Source organism: Bradyrhizobium sp. ISRA430, assembly GCF_029909975.1.
Taxonomy (GTDB): domain Bacteria; phylum Pseudomonadota; class Alphaproteobacteria; order Rhizobiales; family Xanthobacteraceae; genus Bradyrhizobium.
Map to the genome: position 1 here is coordinate 5836260 of NZ_CP094516.1, position 17397 is coordinate 5853656.

At 64.7% G+C, this 17397-nt stretch carries 16 protein-coding genes and 1 pseudogene; 8 read left to right on the forward strand and 9 right to left on the reverse strand.

Features of this window, described 5'->3' with window-relative positions; genetic code table 11:
• Nucleotides 1-27 precede the first annotated feature (27 nt).
• Nucleotides 28-396 (reverse strand): antibiotic biosynthesis monooxygenase family protein, encoded by a 369-nt coding sequence (locus tag MTX21_RS27695; RefSeq protein ID WP_280967820.1) that lies wholly within the window; start codon nucleotides 394-396, stop codon nucleotides 28-30.
• 97 nt (nucleotides 397-493) lie between these two features.
• Here MTX21_RS27695 and MTX21_RS27700 point away from each other — a divergent pair, with 97 nt between their 5' ends.
• Complete coding sequence (locus tag MTX21_RS27700; RefSeq protein WP_280967821.1) at nucleotides 494-964, forward strand: MarR family transcriptional regulator; 471 nt, start codon at nucleotides 494-496, stop codon at nucleotides 962-964.
• A gap of 126 nt (nucleotides 965-1090) precedes the next feature.
• Nucleotides 1091-1390 carry a hypothetical protein gene (locus MTX21_RS27705; protein WP_280967822.1) on the forward strand — a complete coding sequence of 100 codons (300 nt, stop codon included), beginning with the start codon at nucleotides 1091-1093 and terminating at the stop codon, nucleotides 1388-1390.
• Between the two features lie 32 nt (nucleotides 1391-1422).
• Here the strand turns inward: MTX21_RS27705 and MTX21_RS27710 are convergent, their stop codons facing one another.
• Both MTX21_RS27710 and phaR read right to left on the reverse strand, forming a co-directional pair.
• Nucleotides 1423-4290: a PAS-domain containing protein gene (locus MTX21_RS27710; protein WP_280967823.1), complete on the reverse strand. Its 2868-nt coding sequence runs from the start codon at nucleotides 4288-4290 to the stop codon at nucleotides 1423-1425.
• A 352-nt stretch (nucleotides 4291-4642) separates the two neighbouring features.
• Complete coding sequence (gene phaR / locus MTX21_RS27715; RefSeq protein ID WP_280967824.1) at nucleotides 4643-5236, reverse strand: polyhydroxyalkanoate synthesis repressor PhaR; 594 nt, start codon at nucleotides 5234-5236, stop codon at nucleotides 4643-4645.
• 316 nt (nucleotides 5237-5552) lie between these two features.
• Between phaR and MTX21_RS27720 the strand changes: the two genes are divergently transcribed.
• From MTX21_RS27720 to MTX21_RS27730, 3 genes are all read left to right on the forward strand, one after another.
• Nucleotides 5553-6731 carry an acetyl-CoA C-acetyltransferase gene (locus tag MTX21_RS27720; protein ID WP_280967825.1) on the forward strand — a complete coding sequence of 393 codons (1179 nt, stop codon included), beginning with the start codon at nucleotides 5553-5555 and terminating at the stop codon, nucleotides 6729-6731.
• A 257-nt stretch (nucleotides 6732-6988) separates the two neighbouring features.
• Nucleotides 6989-7714 (forward strand): acetoacetyl-CoA reductase, encoded by a 726-nt coding sequence (gene phbB, locus MTX21_RS27725; protein WP_280967826.1) that lies wholly within the window; start codon nucleotides 6989-6991, stop codon nucleotides 7712-7714.
• Nucleotides 7715-7800: 86 nt separating this feature from the next.
• On the forward strand, nucleotides 7801-8670 hold the full coding sequence (locus MTX21_RS27730) for an EamA family transporter (protein WP_280967827.1): 870 nt from the start codon (nucleotides 7801-7803) through the stop codon (nucleotides 8668-8670).
• Between the two features lie 62 nt (nucleotides 8671-8732).
• Here MTX21_RS27730 and MTX21_RS27735 read toward each other — a convergent pair whose 3' ends face one another.
• Entirely contained in the window at nucleotides 8733-9155 is a 423-nt protein-coding gene (locus tag MTX21_RS27735) for a cupin domain-containing protein (RefSeq protein ID WP_280967828.1), read from the reverse strand.
• 9 nt (nucleotides 9156-9164) lie between these two features.
• Nucleotides 9165-9932 (reverse strand): hydroxyacylglutathione hydrolase, encoded by a 768-nt coding sequence (gene gloB, locus MTX21_RS27740; protein WP_280967829.1) that lies wholly within the window; start codon nucleotides 9930-9932, stop codon nucleotides 9165-9167.
• Nucleotides 9933-10040: 108 nt separating this feature from the next.
• On the opposite strand from gloB, the gene MTX21_RS27745 reads away from it, so the two are divergent.
• The gene (locus MTX21_RS27745; RefSeq protein WP_280967830.1) at nucleotides 10041-10787 is read left to right on the forward strand and encodes a methyltransferase domain-containing protein; all 747 of its coding nucleotides are present in this window, start codon (nucleotides 10041-10043) and stop codon (nucleotides 10785-10787) included.
• A gap of 132 nt (nucleotides 10788-10919) precedes the next feature.
• Here the strand turns inward: MTX21_RS27745 and MTX21_RS27750 are convergent, their stop codons facing one another.
• Both MTX21_RS27750 and prmC read right to left on the reverse strand, forming a co-directional pair.
• Nucleotides 10920-11654, reverse strand: coding sequence for a DUF4167 domain-containing protein (locus tag MTX21_RS27750; RefSeq protein ID WP_280967831.1), 735 nt, complete (start codon nucleotides 11652-11654; stop codon nucleotides 10920-10922).
• Nucleotides 11655-12117: 463 nt separating this feature from the next.
• Entirely contained in the window at nucleotides 12118-13026 is a 909-nt protein-coding gene (prmC, locus tag MTX21_RS27755) for a peptide chain release factor N(5)-glutamine methyltransferase (RefSeq protein ID WP_280971174.1), read from the reverse strand.
• A 77-nt stretch (nucleotides 13027-13103) separates the two neighbouring features.
• Between prmC and MTX21_RS27760 the strand changes: the two are divergent.
• Together MTX21_RS27760 and MTX21_RS27765 are read left to right on the forward strand one after the other, a co-directional pair.
• Nucleotides 13104-13199 (forward strand): annotated as a pseudogene (locus MTX21_RS27760) (HIT family protein); the annotation flags it as partial.
• 70 nt (nucleotides 13200-13269) lie between these two features.
• Nucleotides 13270-13740: a helix-turn-helix domain-containing protein gene (locus MTX21_RS27765; RefSeq protein WP_280967832.1), complete on the forward strand. Its 471-nt coding sequence runs from the start codon at nucleotides 13270-13272 to the stop codon at nucleotides 13738-13740.
• A gap of 8 nt (nucleotides 13741-13748) precedes the next feature.
• On the opposite strand, the gene prfA is transcribed toward MTX21_RS27765, so the two are convergent.
• Both prfA and ptsP read right to left on the reverse strand, forming a co-directional pair.
• Nucleotides 13749-14834 (reverse strand): peptide chain release factor 1, encoded by a 1086-nt coding sequence (gene prfA / locus MTX21_RS27770; RefSeq protein ID WP_280967833.1) that lies wholly within the window; start codon nucleotides 14832-14834, stop codon nucleotides 13749-13751.
• A 57-nt stretch (nucleotides 14835-14891) separates the two neighbouring features.
• Nucleotides 14892-17159, reverse strand: coding sequence for a phosphoenolpyruvate--protein phosphotransferase (ptsP, locus tag MTX21_RS27775; RefSeq protein WP_280967834.1), 2268 nt, complete (start codon nucleotides 17157-17159; stop codon nucleotides 14892-14894).
• Nucleotides 17160-17397: the final 238 nt, after the last annotated feature.

The window sequence follows — 17397 nt, forward strand, 5'->3', positions numbered from 1 at the left end:
GGCGCGCCGAACTGAATTCGTTCGTGACTACGCCACGCAGATGTTCGGCACCGCGACCTTCTGAAACAGATGCGGGCTCGCGACGGCGGATGCGGGGTAGACCGAAATCTTCGCGCGGAATTCCGGATGGGTGAAGGCCGCGCGGAAATGCGCGTTGGATTCCCAGACCGCGTAGTTGAGATAGGTCGGATTGTCGCCGACGGCGCGGTGAAGCTGGGTCGAGATGAAGCCCGGTTGCTGCTTCATGAAGGCGGCATCGTCCTGCCAGCTCTTCAGGAAGCTTTGTTCGTCGGCCGCATCGAGCGTGAACAGGTTGACCAGCACCACGGGGCCGGCGTCGAGTGCGAGCTGGCGGTCGATCGGGAAGGCCGGGTCGAGCGGGCGCATCTGGGGCATGACATTACTCCGTTTAATTTGGTATCATCATGTCATTTCGACAATGTGTGACATAGGTATTTGACATGATGATGTCAATACGGAAATATCGTAACAAATGAGCAAGACCAAGCGGACCCCGGCGGGCGAAGCCCTGACCGGCTTCATCCTCGACCTGTTCCGGGCCAACGGCCTGCTTCTGACCGCCGGCGACCGGCTGGTGGCTGGGCTCGGTCTCACCAGCGCGCGCTGGCAGATTCTGGGGGCAATCGTCGATGCCGAGCGGCCCGAGCCGGTCGCCTGGCTGGCGCGCAATCTCGGCGCCAACCGCCAGAACGTGCAGCGCATCGTCAACGATCTCGAGCGTGACGGTCTCGTCGCGTTCGAGACCAATCCGCATCACCGCCGGGCGCAGCTCGTGGTCCTCACCGACAAGGGCAGGCAGGTCTTCGATGCCGCCAGCCGCTTGCAGGTCCCGTGGGTCAACGGGCTGGCGAACGGATTGTCGGTCAGGGATATCGAAATGGCCCATCGCGTCGTGACCGCACTGCGAGCCGGTCTGAAAGACGCCGGTGAAGCGAACGAATGAGCGAGTGAGGCACCAGGGACACGAGGCGTACATCGTACGAGCCCATTTCGGACTCAAATCCGCCGCCGACTCAATCGAATGTATCAAAATGCGGTTGGGGGCGTGTCCTGAGTTGGGGAATTTGCCATGAGTGATGAAGATTTGCTCCGTCATGACAGACAGAAGCCTATTTCCTCTGCCGAAGACATCGTGCCTGATGAGTCTTTCGAACTCCTGTCAAGGCAGCTTTGCGAAGGCGCTAGCTTTTCGGACGATGAATCCCCGTCGAACGACGTTTTCTTGCTTCTTGAGGAGAATGCGCGGCTTCGTGCGCTTGCCATCAGTCTTTCCGGCCTGGTCGGAGACCTCTCCGAGCGGGAGTGGAGCAATGCGCTCGCATCGGCAGATCGTGCCACGCTCAATCGCCTGAGGTCGTCTCGGGCGTGACGATAGAAAGAGCGGCGAGGTGAAGCGGGGCGTCACGCCACGCGGCGGATCGTGCTCAGCCTCTCGATCACGCCGCGGACCTCCATGGCGGAACACGGCTTGCCGAAGTAATAGCCCTGCACCGCGGTGCAGCCGCATTCACGTACGAAGTCGAGCTGCTCGACCGTCTCGACGCCTTCCGCCGTGGTCTCGACGCCGAGCACGGCCCCTAAGCTGGCGATGGTGCGCACGATCGCGACGCTCTCCGGGCTTTCGCCGAGCGTGCCGACGAAGGAGCGGTCGATCTTGATGCGATCGAACGGAAACTTGCGCAGGTAACTCAGCGATGAGTAGCCGACGCCGAAATCGTCGAGGCTGACGCGCACTCCGAGCGTGCGGAGCTGGTGCAGGATCTCGATCGTCGCCTCGCTGTCGTCGAGCAGCGCCGTCTCGGTGACTTCGAGCTCGAGCCGCTGCGGCGGCAGTCCGGCCTCCGCGAGCGCGTTCGTGACCATCGCCACCAGCCCGCGCGAGCGGAATTGCACCGGCGAGAGGTTGACTGCGACGGTGACGTCCGGCCAGGACGCGGCAGTGGCGCAGGCCGTGCGCAGCGCCCATTCACCGATCGGGACGATCAGGCCATTGTCTTCCGCGATGGGAATGAACTCGGCCGGCGAGACCAGGCCGCGCGTCGGATGATTCCAGCGTAAGAGCGCCTCGAAGCCGGTGAGCTCGGACGTGTCGAGACGAACTTGCGGCTGGAACACCAGATGGAACTGGCGTTCCTCCAGCGCGCCACGTAAGTCGTGCTCCAGCAGGTGCCGGCTGCGCGCCTCCTCCTCCATCTCGGGTTCGAAGAGCTGATAGGCGCCGCGTCCCCTCGCCTTGGCCTGGTACAGCGCGAGGTCGGCGCATTTCATCAGCTCGTCCGCGTCGAGCCCGTGGTCGGGTGCGATCGCGATGCCGATCGACACGCCGATGTGGATCGACTGGCTGTCCAGCGGGGGCGGAGAGCCGATGATCTCGACCAGGCGACGCGCAAGCTGCTCGGCGGCTTGCGGCTGGGGTGCGCGTTGCAGCACCGCGAACTCGTCGCCGCCGAGGCGCGCGACCGTGTCGTGCTCGCCGACATTCTCCTTCAGCCGCGCTGCCACCCAGCGCAAGAGCCGGTCGCCGGCGGCGTGCCCGAGCCGGTCGTTGACCGTCTTGAAGTTGTCGAGGTCGAAGCACAGTACGGCCATGGCGCCGCCGGCGACCGCGACCTGGTTCAGTCCCTCGCTCATCTTCTCGCGGAACAGCGTTCGGTTAGGCAGGTCGGTGAGCGAATCGTGCCGCGCCATGTGCGCGACGCGGGCCTGCGCCTTGTGGCGCTCGGTGACGTCCTCATAGGTGACGACCCAGCCGCCGTGCGCCATGCGCTTGTGATTGAGCTTGATGATGCGGCCGTCGCTTAGGTGGCGGTGCAGCGTGTGCTCGCCCTCGCGCAGCCGCTCGACGTAATCGGCATAGAGCTGCACGCCCGTGGTGTTCGGATGGTTGCCGAGCGAGCAGCTATGCTCCATGATCTCGCGCATCGAGACGCCGGGCTTCACGATGTCGGGCGACAGGCTGTACATCTCGATGTAGCGGCGGTTGCAGACGATGACGCGCAGGCTCGCGTCGAGCATGCACAGGCCCTGGCTCATGTTGTTCAGCGCCGCGTCGAACCGGCGATACTGTTCGCTCAGCTCCTCCACCGCGCGCTCGCGCTCGGTGATGTCCTCGTAGGTGGCGACGAATCCGCCCTCGGGCAGCGCGCAATAGCGCACCGAGATGACGGTGTTGTTCGACATGCGTCGGCGCATTGGCGCGGAGTCGCCGCTCGCGATCCGAACGCGAGCGGCCTCGAGGACCTGCTGCGGGCTGTATTCGGAGGAGAACGCGCCGTTCGCGATCGATCGCTCGATTAGTTCGGCGAGATGTGTGCCGGGCTTGGTCTCCTCCGGCGACAGCATGTAGATCTTCCGGTAGGTGGTGTTGCAGACGCGCAGGCGCATGTCGCTGTCATAGAAGGCGAGCCCGTGCGCCATGTTCTCCAGCGCCGCATCGAGGATCAAATTCTGCTGTCGCAGTGCTTCCTCATACCGCAGCCGCTCGGTGACGTCCTCATGCACCGTCACCCAGCCGCCGTCGGGCAGGAAGCGGGACACCGCCTGCACCATGCGTCCGTCATAGCGCATCACGAGCAGCGATTTTGCGTTCCTGCTGCGGATGTCGTCAAGCCGAGCGTCGTGGAAGTCGTTTGCGGACATGTCCGGCAGATTGCCGCGCGAGATCCAGTGTTCGATCACCGTGCCGTGCGCGACGCCCGGCTTCACGACGTCGGCGTCGAGGTTGTAGAGGCGAAGGAATCGCTCGTTGCAGACGACGACGCGGCTGTCGGCATCGTACATGATGAGGCCGTGCGACATGTTGGCGAGCGCATGCTGGCTGCGCTCGGTCTGAATTTGCAGTTCCGCCTCGAGCCTCGCGTGTCGGGTGACATCGTCGCAGATCGTCATCCAGCCGCCGCCGGGAAGTGGCTTCAGATCGAGCGCCATGACGAGGCCGCCGGCAAGCCGCTGCTCGACGCGGAACGGCTTACCGGCCGCGATCTGCGCGATGCGCGAGGCGTACAGCGTATCGAGCTCGCCCTCCGGAAAATTGCCGCGCGTCGCGCTGTGCGCGAGCACCTCGCGGTAGCTCGTCCCTTGCCGGACGACGTCCGGCGACAGGTCGAACAGTTCGCGATAGCGGCAGTTGAGCAGCACGATCCGGTTGTCGGCGTCGTAGACGCAGACGCCTTGCTCCATGCGGTCGAGGGCAAGCTGGCTCAGTGCGAGCAGCGCCTCTGCGCCCTGCGCGCGGCGGACACCGAGCTCGTTGTTGCGGGTCGACGTCATGGGATCGGCGGCTTCTCGGCGGGCAATGCACTTAACGCGACGTAACTGGCACGCCAGGGTAGCGAACACCCGGGAAAATTCCCTTAAGCGCAGTAGTTTACGGAGGGTGACTGGGGACGCTGAGAATTGGCGGCCGCAGCCATTGGGCGCGCGAATGCGAAGCCGTACCTGCAATGCCACGCGCACCAGTCCATCACAGTCACCCTGAGGTATGAGCCTCGCGGCGCAAGATGAGGGGATGGAGGCACAACGTCCCCCAGCGTCGTGCTGGCTTTCGCCAGGACGACATTGTGGTGCTGTCGGGCTAGAGTACGGGGTCCATGCCCGTGGGCCGCAAAGATGAGGGAAAGATCTACTCGTCCTTCTTCGACATCCGCTCGAGGCGTTCCTGCATTTCCTTCATCTGCTGGCGCAGGTCGTCGATGTTGTTGTCCTTCGGCGGCTCGGCGTTCGCATCGGGCTCCGGCTCCGGATTTGCCGCAGGGCGCGCCGACGGTGCGAACGGCTTGAACATCGAAAAGGTCTGCTGAAACAGCTCCATGTTGCGGCGAACCTGTTCTTCCAACGGAGCAAAGGGAGTGCCGGAGAGCGTGTTGGCGAGTTGCTTGCGGAACTTCTCCTGCTCCTGGGTCAGCGTCGCGATCGACTGCTCGAGATATTTCGGCACCACCATCTGCATGCTGTCGCCATAAAAACGGATGAGCTGGCGCAGGAAGGTAGTCGGCAGCAGGTTCTGGCCGGCCTTGTTCTCCTGCTCGAAGATGATCTGGGCGAGCACGGAGCGGGTGATGTCGTCGCCGGTCTTGGCGTCATAGACCAGGAAATCCTCGCCATCCTTCACCATCGCGGCGAGATCTTCCAGCGTCACATAGGTACTCGTTCCGGTGTTATAGAGCCGGCGGTTCGCGTATTTCTTGATGGTGGTGGGTTGGTCTGATTTCGCCATGGGCTCTCACTTGCAAACGCTGAGAACGGGAACCCGACGGGCTATGCCGCAGGGCGGGAAGAGTACGCAACGCAACAAAATAAGCATTTTCAAAGGGCTCACGCTACCGTTTTGTGCGCCACGGTTAATTGCGAAGCAAAAAGCTGCTTGCGAAATCGCCAAGAACGCTGTTTTGAGTGCGCTGCAGTATGAATCTGCTTCCGGTCCGATTGACATGCCGCAACGACGTTAACAGGATGCCGATTGAGACTGGCGAGCCTTTTCCTATCGCCCGCCTGCCCCCATTTCAAAGAACCTCAAGCCCCAGGAGATGCCCATGTCAGACGATGTTGTCATCGTCAGCGCCGCCCGCACCCCGGTCGGAAGCTTCAACGGAGCGTTCGCGACCCTTCCCGCCCACGATCTCGGCGCCATCGCCATCAAGGCCGCGCTGGAGCGCGGCGGCATCGAGCCCGGCCGCGTCTCCGAAGTCATCATGGGTCAGATCCTGACCGCCGCTCAGGGCCAGAACCCGGCCCGCCAGGCAGCGATCTCCGCCGGCATTCCGGTGGAGAGCCCGGCCTGGGGCGTCAACCAGCTTTGCGGCTCGGGCCTGCGCTCGGTCGCGCTCGGTTACCAGGCGCTCGTCAACGGCGACTCCGAAGTCGTGGTCGCCGGCGGCCAGGAATCCATGAGCATGGCCCCGCACGCCCAGTACCTGCGCGGCGGCGTCAAGATGGGTGCGGTCGAATTCGTCGACACCATGATCAAGGACGGCCTGTGGGATGCGTTCAACGGCTACCACATGGGCAATACCGCAGAGAATGTCGCGCGCCAGTGGCAGATCACCCGCGCCCAGCAGGACGAGTTCGCGGTCGCCTCGCAGCAGAAGGCCGAGGCCGCACAGAAGGCCGGCAAGTTCAACGACGAGATCGTCCCCGTCACCATCAAGACCCGCAAGGGCGACGTCGTCGTCAGCGCCGACGAATATCCGCGTCACGGCGCGACGCTCGACGCGATGGCAAAGCTCAAGCCGGCCTTCGAGAAGGACGGCACGGTCACCGCGGGCTCGGCCTCCGGCATCAATGACGGCGCCGCCGCGGTGGTGCTGATGACGGCGAAGCAGGCTGCCAAGGAAGGCAAGAAGCCGCTCGCGCGCATCGTGTCCTGGGCGCAGGCCGGCGTCGATCCGAAGATCATGGGCTCGGGCCCGATCCCGGCCTCGCGCGCCGCGCTGAAGAAGGCCGGCTGGAGCGTCGGCGACCTCGACCTGATCGAGGCCAACGAGGCCTTCGCGGCGCAGGCCTGCGCCGTCAACAAGGATCTCGGCTGGGATACCTCCAAGGTCAACGTCAACGGCGGCGCGATTGCGATCGGCCATCCGATCGGCGCCTCCGGCGCGCGCGTGCTGGTGACGCTGTTGCACGAGATGCAGAAGCGCGATTCGAAGAAGGGTCTTGCGACGCTCTGCATCGGCGGTGGCATGGGCATCGCGATGTGCCTCGCGCGCGACTAACGAGGACCTTACGCGTAACTGACGCGCGTGCGCTGCAAACGTAGGCGCGTGCGTTGCACGCGACTAAAAAGGCGGCGGTTGCAAACCAAATATTCTTCGCAACGACGCGCGCCTCGATTAAAGACAAACGCCCGGCTCGACGCCGGGCGTTTTGTTCTTGATGTCCGTCAAACCTACCGCATAATCCGCAGTTAAAAACGATCACTCAGAAGCGTCCAAGAAGACATCCGAGACAAGTCCAAGGGAAGGAAATCGACATGGCACGTGTTGCACTGGTGACGGGCGGAACGCGCGGTATCGGAGCGGCGATCAGCAAGGCCCTTAAAGCGGCCGGCTACAACGTCGCGGCGAGCTATGCCGGTAATGATGCGGCCGCCGAGAAGTTCAAGGCCGAGACCGGTATCTCCGTCTACAAATGGGATGTCGCGTCGTTCGACGCGTGCGCGGCGGGCGTCAAGCAGGTCGAAGCCGATCTCGGTCCCGTCGACGTGCTCGTCAACAATGCCGGTATCACCCGCGACACAGCCTTCCACAAGATGACGCTCGAGCAGTGGAACGCCGTGATTAATACCAATCTTGGTTCGCTGTTCAACATGACGCGCCAGGTCATCGAAGGCATGCGTGCCCGCAAGTTCGGCCGCATCATCTCGATCTCGTCGATCAACGGTCAGAAGGGGCAGTTCGGCCAGGTCAACTATTCCGCGGCCAAGGCCGGCGACATCGGCTTCACCAAGGCGCTGGCGCTGGAGAATGCCAAGGGCGGCATCACCGTCAACGTCATCGCGCCGGGCTACATCAACACCGAGATGGTGCAGGCCGTGCCGAAGGACGTGCTGGAGAAGAACGTCATCCCGCAGATCCCTGTCAACCGCCTCGGCGAGCCCGAGGAGATCGCGCGCGCCGTGGTGTTCCTCGCCGCCGAAGAGGCCGGCTTCATCACCGGCTCGACGCTGACAATCAACGGCGGCCAGTATCACGCCTGATATAGCGCTGGGCGCAACAAGAGGGTAATGAAGGCGCCGTGCCCGGCCTCGTGCCGGGCATCCGCGTCCTCAGAGCCCTTTGATCGATGACATCCCGTACCGCTACGCTGATAGGATTGACCGCGATCCTGATGTGGTCGCTGCTGGCGGTGATGACGGTTGCGACCGGGACGATGCCGGCGTTCCAGCTCGCGGCGATGACCTTTGCGATCGGTGGTCTCGTCGGTCTGCTCACCTGGATCGGACGCAGCGACGCGGCGCTGAGCCTGCGCCAGCCGCCGGCCGTGTGGGTGGTCGGCATCGGCGGGTTGTTCGGCTATCACGCGCTTTATTTTCTCGCGCTCCGCTTCGCGCCGCCGGCCGAAGCCGGCCTGCTCAACTATCTCTGGCCGCTGCTGATCGTGCTGTTTTCGTCCTTCCTGCCGGGCGAACGTCTTGCCGTGCATCATGTCATTGGCGCGGTGCTCGGCCTCGTCGGCACCGTGCTGCTGTTCGCCGGCAACACGAGCGGTTTCGCGCAGGGCCAGTTGCCTGGGCTGATCGCGGCCTTCATCGCGGCCTTCGTCTGGGCGAGCTATTCAGTGATGTCGCGCCGGTTGAAGGCGGTGCCGACCGATGCTGTGGCCGGCTTCTGTCTCGCCACCGCGGCGCTCGCTGCGCTGATGCACCTTGCGCTCGAGGCCACGGTCTGGCCGGAGACGATGCTGCAATGGCTCTCCGTCTTCGCGCTCGGCGTCGGCCCGGTGGGCGCGGCGTTCTATGCCTGGGACATCGGCATGAAGCGCGGCGACATTCGCGTGCTGGGGGCCGCCTCCTACGCGACGCCGCTCTTGTCGACCGGCTTCCTCATTGCCGCCGGCTTTGCTAAGGCCAGCGCGAACATCGCCGTTGCCGCGATCCTGATCGCCGGCGGCGGCCTGATTGCGGCGAAGGACATGGTGTTGCGGAAGCGGTGAATGTCATTCCGGGCCGCGCCTTGCGCGGTCCCGTCGCATCGCCCCGGAATGACAATTTAGGGCTACGGCTCCCAGCCCGCTGGCGCGAGCTCGAACTTGGCGAACTCGAATGCCGGGGCGACGGTGCAGCCGACCAAGGTCCATTCGCCGGTGGTCTCCGCCATCTGCCAGGCCTGCGCCGGCACGATCGCCTGCGGCCGCTCGCCGCCGACCAGGTCGGTGCCGAGCCGCACGTCGTGCCGGGTGCAGCCTTCATGCGCGATACGCAGCATCAGCGGACTGCCGGCATAATAGTGCCAGATCTCGACGGCATCGATACGATGCCAGTGCGAGCGCTCGCCTCGCGCGAGCAGGAAATAGATCGAGGTCGAACGCGACCGCCCGTTGGCATCCGTGCCCTGATCGCGGAACGTCTCGCGATAGTGCCCACCTTCGGGATGAGGTCTGAGCTCAAGGCGCGCGATGATCTCGGCTGCGGTCGGCATCGATCCCCGTCAGGACTTGTTCTTGCGCTCGCGCAATTCGCCGAACACCGCGGCGGCATCCGCGCCCTTCATGTGTAGCTTGGCTGCGACCGACGGTTCATCAGCCCGCAGGAACACGTTTGCTCGCTTCTCATCACCAAGCAGTGAGGGAATCGTGGGCTTGTTCTCGGCGCGGAGCTTTGCAACCTCGGCCGCGCGCGCCTGGAGCGCCGGATTGTCGGGCTCGATGGTGAGGGCGAACTTGACGTTGGAGGCGGTGTATTCGTGGCCGCAATAGAGCTTGAAGTCGTCGGGCAGGGCGCGCAGCTTGAGCAGCGAATCCCACATCATCGGATAAGTGCCTTCGAACACGCGGCCGCAGCCGATCGAGAACAGCGTGTCGGCGGCGAACACCGTCTTCTCCGTATCGAACACGTAGGAGATATGGTCGAGCGTGTGGCCGGGCGTCTCCAGCACGCGCGCCAGCAAGTTGCCGATCTTGACGATGTCGGCATTGACGACGCGCAGGTCGACATCGGCGATTGCCGTCGTCTTGTCGTGCGGCGCGACGACGCGGCAGTTGTATTTCTGCTTGAGTTCGGCGACCCCGCCGACATGATCGCCATGGTGATGGGTGATCAGGATGTCGGTGAGTTGCCAGCCCTCGCGCTCCAGCGCCTTCAGGATGGGACCGGCCTCCGGCGCGTCGATCGACGCCGTCGCCTTGGTTTCCACATCGTGGATCAGATAGCCGAAATTGTCGTTTAAACAGCCAAAAGTACGAATCTCGGCGGCCATGACATCTCCATCGCGCTCAGCCCCGCCTGACAGATATGGCGTTAACGTTGCGCAGGCAATGCAATATTCGGCGCGCTCAGGTTGCCGCCCACGTGTTACATTGCCGTCATGAGCATCGACGTCGTTGATCTGCGCGAGTTCTACTCCCGCCGCCTCGGGATCGTGGCGCGGCAATTGATCAATCGCGGCATCAAGGAGCGCTGGCCCAATACCGAGGGGCAGCGGGTGCTCGGCATCGGCTACCCGACGCCTTATCTCGGATTGTTCCGTGAGGATGCGGAGCGTTGCATCGCCTTCATGCCGGCGGCCCAGGGCGTGCTGAAATGGCCCACCGGGCGGCCGGCGCTGGCCTCGCTGGTCGACGAATTCTCGCTGCCGTTGCCGGACGCCGCGGTCGACCGCATCCTCCTCGTCCATGCGCTGGAGATGTCGGACGACCCGGCCGCGCTGCTCCGCGAGGTGTGGCGGGTGCTGTCGCCGTCCGGCCGCGTGATTGCGGTCATCCCGAACCGGCGTGGGGTGTGGACCCGCACCGACAACACGCCGTTCGGCCACGGCCGGCCCTATTCGCGTTCGCAGATCACCGACCTGTTACGCCAGACCTGGTTCACGCCGACCGCCTGGGGCGAGGCGTTGTTCATGCCGCCCTATGCCGGCGGGTGGGTGCTGAAATCGGCGCATATGTGGGAGCGCGTCGGTGCGGCGCTGTCGCTGCCCTTTGCCGGCGTCCACATCGTCGAAGCTACCAAGCAGGTCTATCGCGCGATCCCTGCGAAGCGCGAGCGGGCGCGGCTGATTCCCGCCCTGACGAAGCCAGTGCTGGTGCCGTCCTCGACGACGGCGACGCGCAGCTAAAAGTCTCCCTGCGCGAGAGGCGATCGGCGCCGCGGTTCGCACCGATTCAGGCAAACTGATCGTGCTTCAAAAACACGATGTCCCGGCGAGGCCGGGACATCGTCGTTCGATTCATCCGAGGGAGATTGCCGCTTACTCGCCGGGGGCGAGATCGTCGCTCGATCCGGCCGGAGCAGTCTCGCGCTCGCGCTCCGGGCGCGGGCCATGCGGCCGGCGGCGCCGGCGCGGATAGCGCTCGCCGCCACCCTCGAAGCCGCTGCCCTGGCCGCCGTTCACCTGCGGCTGTGCGCCGGTGATGAAGGACGGCAGCCGGTCGACGCTGCCGGCATCCGATATCACCGGCTGCGGCTGGTTCTGCGGTTGCGGCTGCTGATATTGCGGCTGCGGACGATGCTCGCGTTCGCGGTGCTCGCGCGGCTGCTGCTGGTCGCGCTGATAGGGTTGCTGGTTGTCGCGCTGGCCGTCGCGGTCACGCTGCTGATAGGGCTGCTGCTGCGGCTGCGGAACGAAGCCCGGCTCCTGGCCGAAATTCGAGAAACTCTCGCCGTCGTCCTCGCTGTCCTCGCTGACGATCCCCTCGCCGCGCGGCTGCTGCTGGTTCTGGCGGAACTGCTCCTGGGCCGCCGCGATCATCCGGAAATAGTGCTCGGCGTGCTGGTAGTAATTCTCGGCCGCGACGGGGTCGCCGGAGGAACGCGCATCGCGCGCGAGTTGAAGGTATTTTTCGGCGATATGCGAAGCCGTGCCGCGGATCTTGATGTCGGGTCCGTTGGATTCGTAGACCCGGGTCATCGGGTTCTGGCCGCGCCGGTTATTGTTATTGTTATTGCGGTTGCGCATCCGCTGCTTGTTCTGACCGTTTCTCATGTCCTGCCTTTAATTCCAGCCCTAAAAGTTACACGCATTTACTGACTGCTGAGAGCGACCTAACGGCAACGGCTCACATTTCTCGTGCGCACCGCGCGCAAGAGCGGCCTAAGCCCTGCCAATGTTCGTCGACCGTCGCGCTCAACAAAGACGCGTTCCCCACCGCCAGCATCCATCGCCAGCGAACCCACTCATTTCGCCTGCCGAAACAAGCCCAGCTTTCTTGCGTAAATCTTCAAGCGCAATATCAGGCTTTCGTTCACGTTGCGGTCGGAAAGCTGCGCAGCTCCACGGGCCATCGCGCTTAACAGGACCTGCGGCTTGGAACCGTTAATCAGTAAAGCTCTCGCCCTGAGAGCCCGGCTTTCGCCCGTAAGTCTACGGGGCCGGTACCGATGTGTTGAACGGAACGTAGTCGTTCCCACGGGATATTCCAAGAGGTTTTTACAGTCCAATCGGGCTTTTATGGGGTCATTTTTCGGGCCGAAACCGCCCTTGGAACACCCGCCAGATCGGCCCTTGCTGGCCTGTCCATCGATAACGCGGCTGCTGCCATCAAGGTTTCAATGCCCTGAGCCTGACCCTGTCCCGCCTCGACGATCAGTGCCCCGCCGGGCGCGAGACGTTCCGCCGCTTGCGGGATCAAGGCGCGATAGGCGTCGAAGCCGTCATGGCCGCCGTCGAGCGCAAGGTGCGGGTCGTGGTCGCGGACCTCCGCGCTCAAATTCGCGATGTCCGCCGAAGCAATGTAGGGCGGGTTCGACACGATCAGGTCGAACGGACCCGAAAGGGCCGCCGCATAGTAGCACGCGACGAATCCGGTGCGGTCGGAAAGCCCGAGAGCCGCCGCATTCTCGCGCGCCGTGCCGAGCGCCGTCAGGCTGACATCGGTGCCGACGCCGAAGGCTTCGGGAATCTCGTGCAGCAATGAGAGCAGGATGGCGCCTGACCCGACGCCAATATCGGCGATCCGCGGGCGTCGTCCCGATGCCGGGAGCTCGCGAAAAATCTCCAGCGCCAGCTCGACGACGGTCTCTGTGTCCGGCCGCGGCACCAGCGTCGCCTCGGACAATCGAAACGGCAGGCCCCAGAATTCCCGCGTGCCGAGAATGCGTGCGACAGGCTCATGTGCGAGCCGGCGCTGCGCATATTGCTCGAGCCGTACGGCTTCCTCGGGCGTGAGCTGTCGCGCTGCCTGCGAGATCATGCCGGTCAGATCGAGGTTCAGTGCGGCGCCCACGAGCAGGCGCGCGTCGAGGCCTGCGTTCTCGATGCCGGCCGACTGCAGCCGTGCCGCCAGGATCCGCCGCGCGTTCTCGATACTGCTGCCGAATTCGGAATCTGTCGCCAATGAAGCTATCCTGCCTGGCATCGTGGATAGATCGGCGGCTGCGCTTGCGTCAACGGACATGATCGCGTTTGATCGCGCCGGCGGCGACGGCAAGACCCATGACGGCATATGACGCTCAGAATGTCTTCGCGAAAATCCTCCGCGGCGAGTTTCCCGGCTTCGAGGTCTTCTGGGACGAGCGCACCTTCGCCTTCCCTGCTGACGAATGAAGCAGCCGCCGAAAGGGACGTCGTCGCGTCGCGCGAGTTGAGGCAGAAGGCAGGGATGGCTCAATCGAAGCGGAAGAAGGAACGCCCGGTGTCTGTGTGGCCCTCAAAGGGCGGCGCGATGCGGGAGTCCGACTATGCGGCGCTTGCGCAGTTTCGCTACCAGCTCCGAACCTTCCTGGCATTCAGTGAAGCCGCGGCCAAGCGCGCCGGCCTGACACCGCAGCAGCACCAGGCGCTGTTGGCGATCAAGGGATTTGCTGGCCACGAGGCCGCAAGCGTCGGCGACCTCGCGCGCTTCCTCCTGATCCGGCACCACACGGCCGTGGAGCTGATGGATCGCATGACCAAGTTGAAGCTGATCGTACGGGAGGCCGATCCGCAGGATGCAAGGCGCGTGCTGGTCAAGCTGACGGCCAGGGGCGAGCAGAAGCTGCGCTCGCTCTCGCGGATTCATCTGGACGAGCTGCGTGCCGCAACGCCAGCCTTGAGCAGGATCCTGCGATCGTTCCGGGCCAAAGCGCGCTGAAGCCGGGCTCAGGCCGCGGCACCTTGCGCTGCGAGCTGGGCGGCCTGGTGCTCGGTGGTCAGTGCATCGATCAACTCGCCGAGCGCCTCGCCCGCGATCACCTGCGGTAGCTTGTAGAGCGTCAGGTTGATGCGGTGGTCGGTGACGCGTCCTTGCGGGAAATTATAGGTGCGGATGCGCTCACTGCGGTCACCGGAGCCGACCTTCTCCTTGCGGTCGGCCGAGCGCGCGGCCTCGAGCCGCTGGCGCTCGGCATCGTAGATGCGCGAGCGCAGGATGTTCATCGCAGAGGCGCGGTTCTTGTGCTGCGAGCGGCTGTCCTGCATCATCACCACGATCCCGGTCGGGATGTGGGTGATGCGGATCGCCGATTCGGTCTTGTTGACGTGCTGCCCGCCCGCGCCTTGCGCGCGCATGGTCTCGATCCGCAGGTCATCGTTCTTGATGTCGACGTCGACGTCCTCGACCTCCGGCAGCACCGCGACGGTGGCGGCGGAAGTGTGGATGCGCCCCTGCGTCTCGGTGTCGGGCACGCGCTGCACCCGATGCACGCCGGATTCGAATTTCAGCTTCGAGAACGCGCCGCGGCCCTGCACCTCGGCGATGATTTCCTTGTAGCCGCCGACGGTGCCTTCGCTGGCCGAGATCACCTCGACCTTCCAGCCCTGCAAACTGGCAAAGCGTTCGTACATCCGGAACAGGTCGCCGGCGAACAGCGAAGCCTCGTCGCCGCCGGTGCCGGCGCGAATTTCCAGCACCACGTTGCGATCATCCATGGCGTCCTTGGGCAGCAGCGCGACACGGATTTCTTGGACGAGCTCCTCGATTCTGCGATTGAGCTCGTCGCGCTCGGCTTCCGCCATGCCGCGCATCTCGGCGTCGGTTGCGGGATCGGCGATCAGCGCCTCGGTGTCGGCGAGCTCTTTCACGGCAGAACGATAGGCCTTCACCGCCTCGATCAGCGGGCTGATCTCGGCGAGCTCGCGCGTGATTTGCACATAGCGCTCGGAAGCGAGTTGGCCGAGCGATTCGGCTTCGAGCGAGGCGTGGTGCGCGAGCAGGACGTCCAGTTTGGCTTCGGGGAGTAACGACATCGGTTCAGTCTCAAAGAGCGGACGGAGGGCAAGGCGGAAGCGAAGCGAACCGGCCCGCTACAACGCCAGCCCCTCGGCTTCGGCGAACTCCGTCAGCTTCTGCCGGATCGAGACGCTGCCCGTAGGCGCGTCCAGCAAGGGGCCGAGCATCGCCTCGGCCTTCTTCGCATCGAGATCGATGATCATCGCCTTGACCGGACCGAGCGCCGTGGCCGAGAGCGACAGCGAGCGATAGCCCATCGCGATCAGTGCCAGAGCACCGATCGGCTTGGAGGCCATCTCGCCGCAGAGCGAGAGCGATTTCTGCGCCGCGTTCGACTTGCGCGCGATCTCGCGCAGCACGCGCAGGATCGGCGCCGACATGGTGTCGAAGCGTTCCGAGACCTTGGCGTTGCCGCGGTCGACCGCGAACAGGAACTGGAACAGGTCGTTGGAGCCGACCGAGATGAAGTCGACCTTCTTCAGGAGCTCGTCGAGCTGATAGAGCAGCGCCGGCACCTCGACCATGGTGCCGATGTCGATACGCTCCGGCAGCGTGTGGCCGTGCTGGCGCAAGTAAGTCAGCTCGCGCTCGACTAGTGCCTTGGCGGCGTCGAATTCGGCGACCTCGGAGATCATTGGGAACATGATCCGCAGCGCGCGGCCGCCGCCGGCGCGCAAGAGCGCGCGGATCTGGCCGCGCAGCAGCCCGGGGCGGTCCAGCCCGAGCCGGATCGCACGCCAGCCCAGCGCGGGATTTTCCTCGATCACGGTCTCCATATAGGGCAGCGCCTTGTCGCCGCCGATATCCAGCGTGCGGAAGGTGACGGGCTTGCTGCCTGCGGCATCGAGCACGGCGCGGTACAGCGCGAGCTGGTCGCTGGTGCGCGGCAGGCTCTGCCCCACCATGAATTGCAGCTCGGTGCGGAACAGTCCGATGCCGCCGCTGCCGGTGTCGTCGATATGGGGCAGGTCGATGGCGAGACCCGCATTGATCAACAGCTCGACCTTCTGGCCGTCCTTGGTCACGCAGGGCCTGTCGCGCAGCGCCAGATACTGCGCCTGCCGGCGGGCGCGGAAGCGCACGCGCTCAGCATAGGCGGCCTCGATCTCCTGCGAGGGGCGCACATAGATCGAGCCGGAGGTGCCGTCGACGATGATGGCGTCGCCGGGATCGGCGATGCCGGGCGCGTTCGGCACTTCACCGACTGCGGGAATGCCGAGCGCGCGCGCCACGATCGAGACGTGGGAATTGGCGGTGCCTTCCTCCAGCACGATGCCGCGCAAGCGCTTGCGGTCGTAGTCGAGCAGCGCCGCCGGGCCCATCGCGCGCGCGATGACGATGGCATTGTCGGGCAAGTGCTCGCGCGAGGGCGCGTGGTCCTGGCCGACGAGCTGCCGCATCAGGCGATAGCCGAGATCCTCCAGATCGTGCAGGCGGTCGCGCAAATAGGGATCGGTCGAGCGCAGCATGCGCGCGCGGGTGTCGGACTGCACGCGCTCGACCGCAGCCTCGGCGGTGAGACCCGTGGCGACCGCTTCGTGCAGCTTGTGCGACCAACCCTGGTCGTTGGCGAACATGCGGTAGGCTTCGAGCACGTCGCGGTGCTCGCCGCCGTCGGCGACGTCGCCGCGCTCCAGCATGCGATCGAGGTCGGAGCGCAGCTTGGCGAGCGCGCTGTCGAGCCGCTTGATCTCCTTCGGCAGATCCTCGGCGATGTAGTCCTTGATGACGACACGCGGCTCGTGCAGCACGACATGACCGAGCGCGATGCCGTCCGACAGGATGGCGCCGACCTTCTGGGTGGAATGGCGCGCCGCCGGCTCGAGGCCGGGCTGGGCCAGTGCGGACAGCTCGCCGGAGGCGATCAGCTCCGCCAGCACCATGGCGGTGGTCTGGAGTGCCTCCAGCTCCTCCTCGACATAGTTGCGCTTGGCGCGGTTCTGCACCACCAGCACGCCGAGCGTGTTGCCGGCGCGCAGGATCGGCACGCCGAGGAAGGAGTGATAGATTTCTTCGCCGGTCTCGGGGCGGAACGAGAAGGCGGGGTGGCTCTGCGCATCGCTCAGGTTGAGCGGCGTCGCTTCGCTGGCGACGAGGCCGACCAGGCCCTCATGGGCGCTCAGCACGGTGTGGTGCACCGCCTCGCGGTTGAGACCTTCGGTGGCGTAGAGCTCGAGCGTGTTGTCGATGCGCAGCACATAGACCGAGCACACCTCGGCCACCATGTTGGCGGCGATCAGCACCACGATCTTGTCCAGCCGCTCTTGGGCCGAGACCTGCTCCGCCATGGTTTCGCGGAGCCGTCTCAATAAGACGCGGGGACCTCCCGATGCGCTCCGCATGTGCCGTCAATCTCCTTCATCTACCAGGGCCCGGAGGCCCCTGGCGGCTCGCCCGAAAAATCCAGAAAAACAACAAACTTGCTCATCCGGTGCCGGCCCCAGCGTCGCTTGAGCCGAATCGGCACCGCCTCAACTGGGGCACAGTTTGTGGCAGCCCACCCTGTTCGCCGTATAGCGAATTGGGGCTTGTTTTGCCAAGCAAAACGCCTGCCAAACGCGAAGGTGTGTACACCTTCGC

Coding starts and splice junctions, on each gene's coding strand:
- MTX21_RS27695 (WP_280967820.1), bottom strand. CDS start 396: ATGCCCCAGATGCGCCCGCTCGACCCGGCCTTCCCGATCGACCGCCAG.
- MTX21_RS27700 (WP_280967821.1), top strand. CDS start 494: ATGAGCAAGACCAAGCGGACCCCGGCGGGCGAAGCCCTGACCGGCTTC.
- MTX21_RS27705 (WP_280967822.1), top strand. CDS start 1,091: ATGAGTGATGAAGATTTGCTCCGTCATGACAGACAGAAGCCTATTTCC.
- MTX21_RS27710 (WP_280967823.1), bottom strand. CDS start 4,290: ATGACGTCGACCCGCAACAACGAGCTCGGTGTCCGCCGCGCGCAGGGC.
- phaR (WP_280967824.1), bottom strand. CDS start 5,236: ATGGCGAAATCAGACCAACCCACCACCATCAAGAAATACGCGAACCGC.
- MTX21_RS27720 (WP_280967825.1), top strand. CDS start 5,553: ATGTCAGACGATGTTGTCATCGTCAGCGCCGCCCGCACCCCGGTCGGA.
- phbB (WP_280967826.1), top strand. CDS start 6,989: ATGGCACGTGTTGCACTGGTGACGGGCGGAACGCGCGGTATCGGAGCG.
- MTX21_RS27730 (WP_280967827.1), top strand. CDS start 7,801: ATGACATCCCGTACCGCTACGCTGATAGGATTGACCGCGATCCTGATG.
- MTX21_RS27735 (WP_280967828.1), bottom strand. CDS start 9,155: ATGCCGACCGCAGCCGAGATCATCGCGCGCCTTGAGCTCAGACCTCAT.
- gloB (WP_280967829.1), bottom strand. CDS start 9,932: ATGGCCGCCGAGATTCGTACTTTTGGCTGTTTAAACGACAATTTCGGC.
- MTX21_RS27745 (WP_280967830.1), top strand. CDS start 10,041: ATGAGCATCGACGTCGTTGATCTGCGCGAGTTCTACTCCCGCCGCCTC.
- MTX21_RS27750 (WP_280967831.1), bottom strand. CDS start 11,654: ATGAGAAACGGTCAGAACAAGCAGCGGATGCGCAACCGCAATAACAAT.
- prmC (WP_280971174.1), bottom strand. CDS start 13,026: ATGCCAGGCAGGATAGCTTCATTGGCGACAGATTCCGAATTCGGCAGC.
- MTX21_RS27765 (WP_280967832.1), top strand. CDS start 13,270: ATGGCTCAATCGAAGCGGAAGAAGGAACGCCCGGTGTCTGTGTGGCCC.
- prfA (WP_280967833.1), bottom strand. CDS start 14,834: ATGTCGTTACTCCCCGAAGCCAAACTGGACGTCCTGCTCGCGCACCAC.
- ptsP (WP_280967834.1), bottom strand. CDS start 17,159: ATGCGGAGCGCATCGGGAGGTCCCCGCGTCTTATTGAGACGGCTCCGC.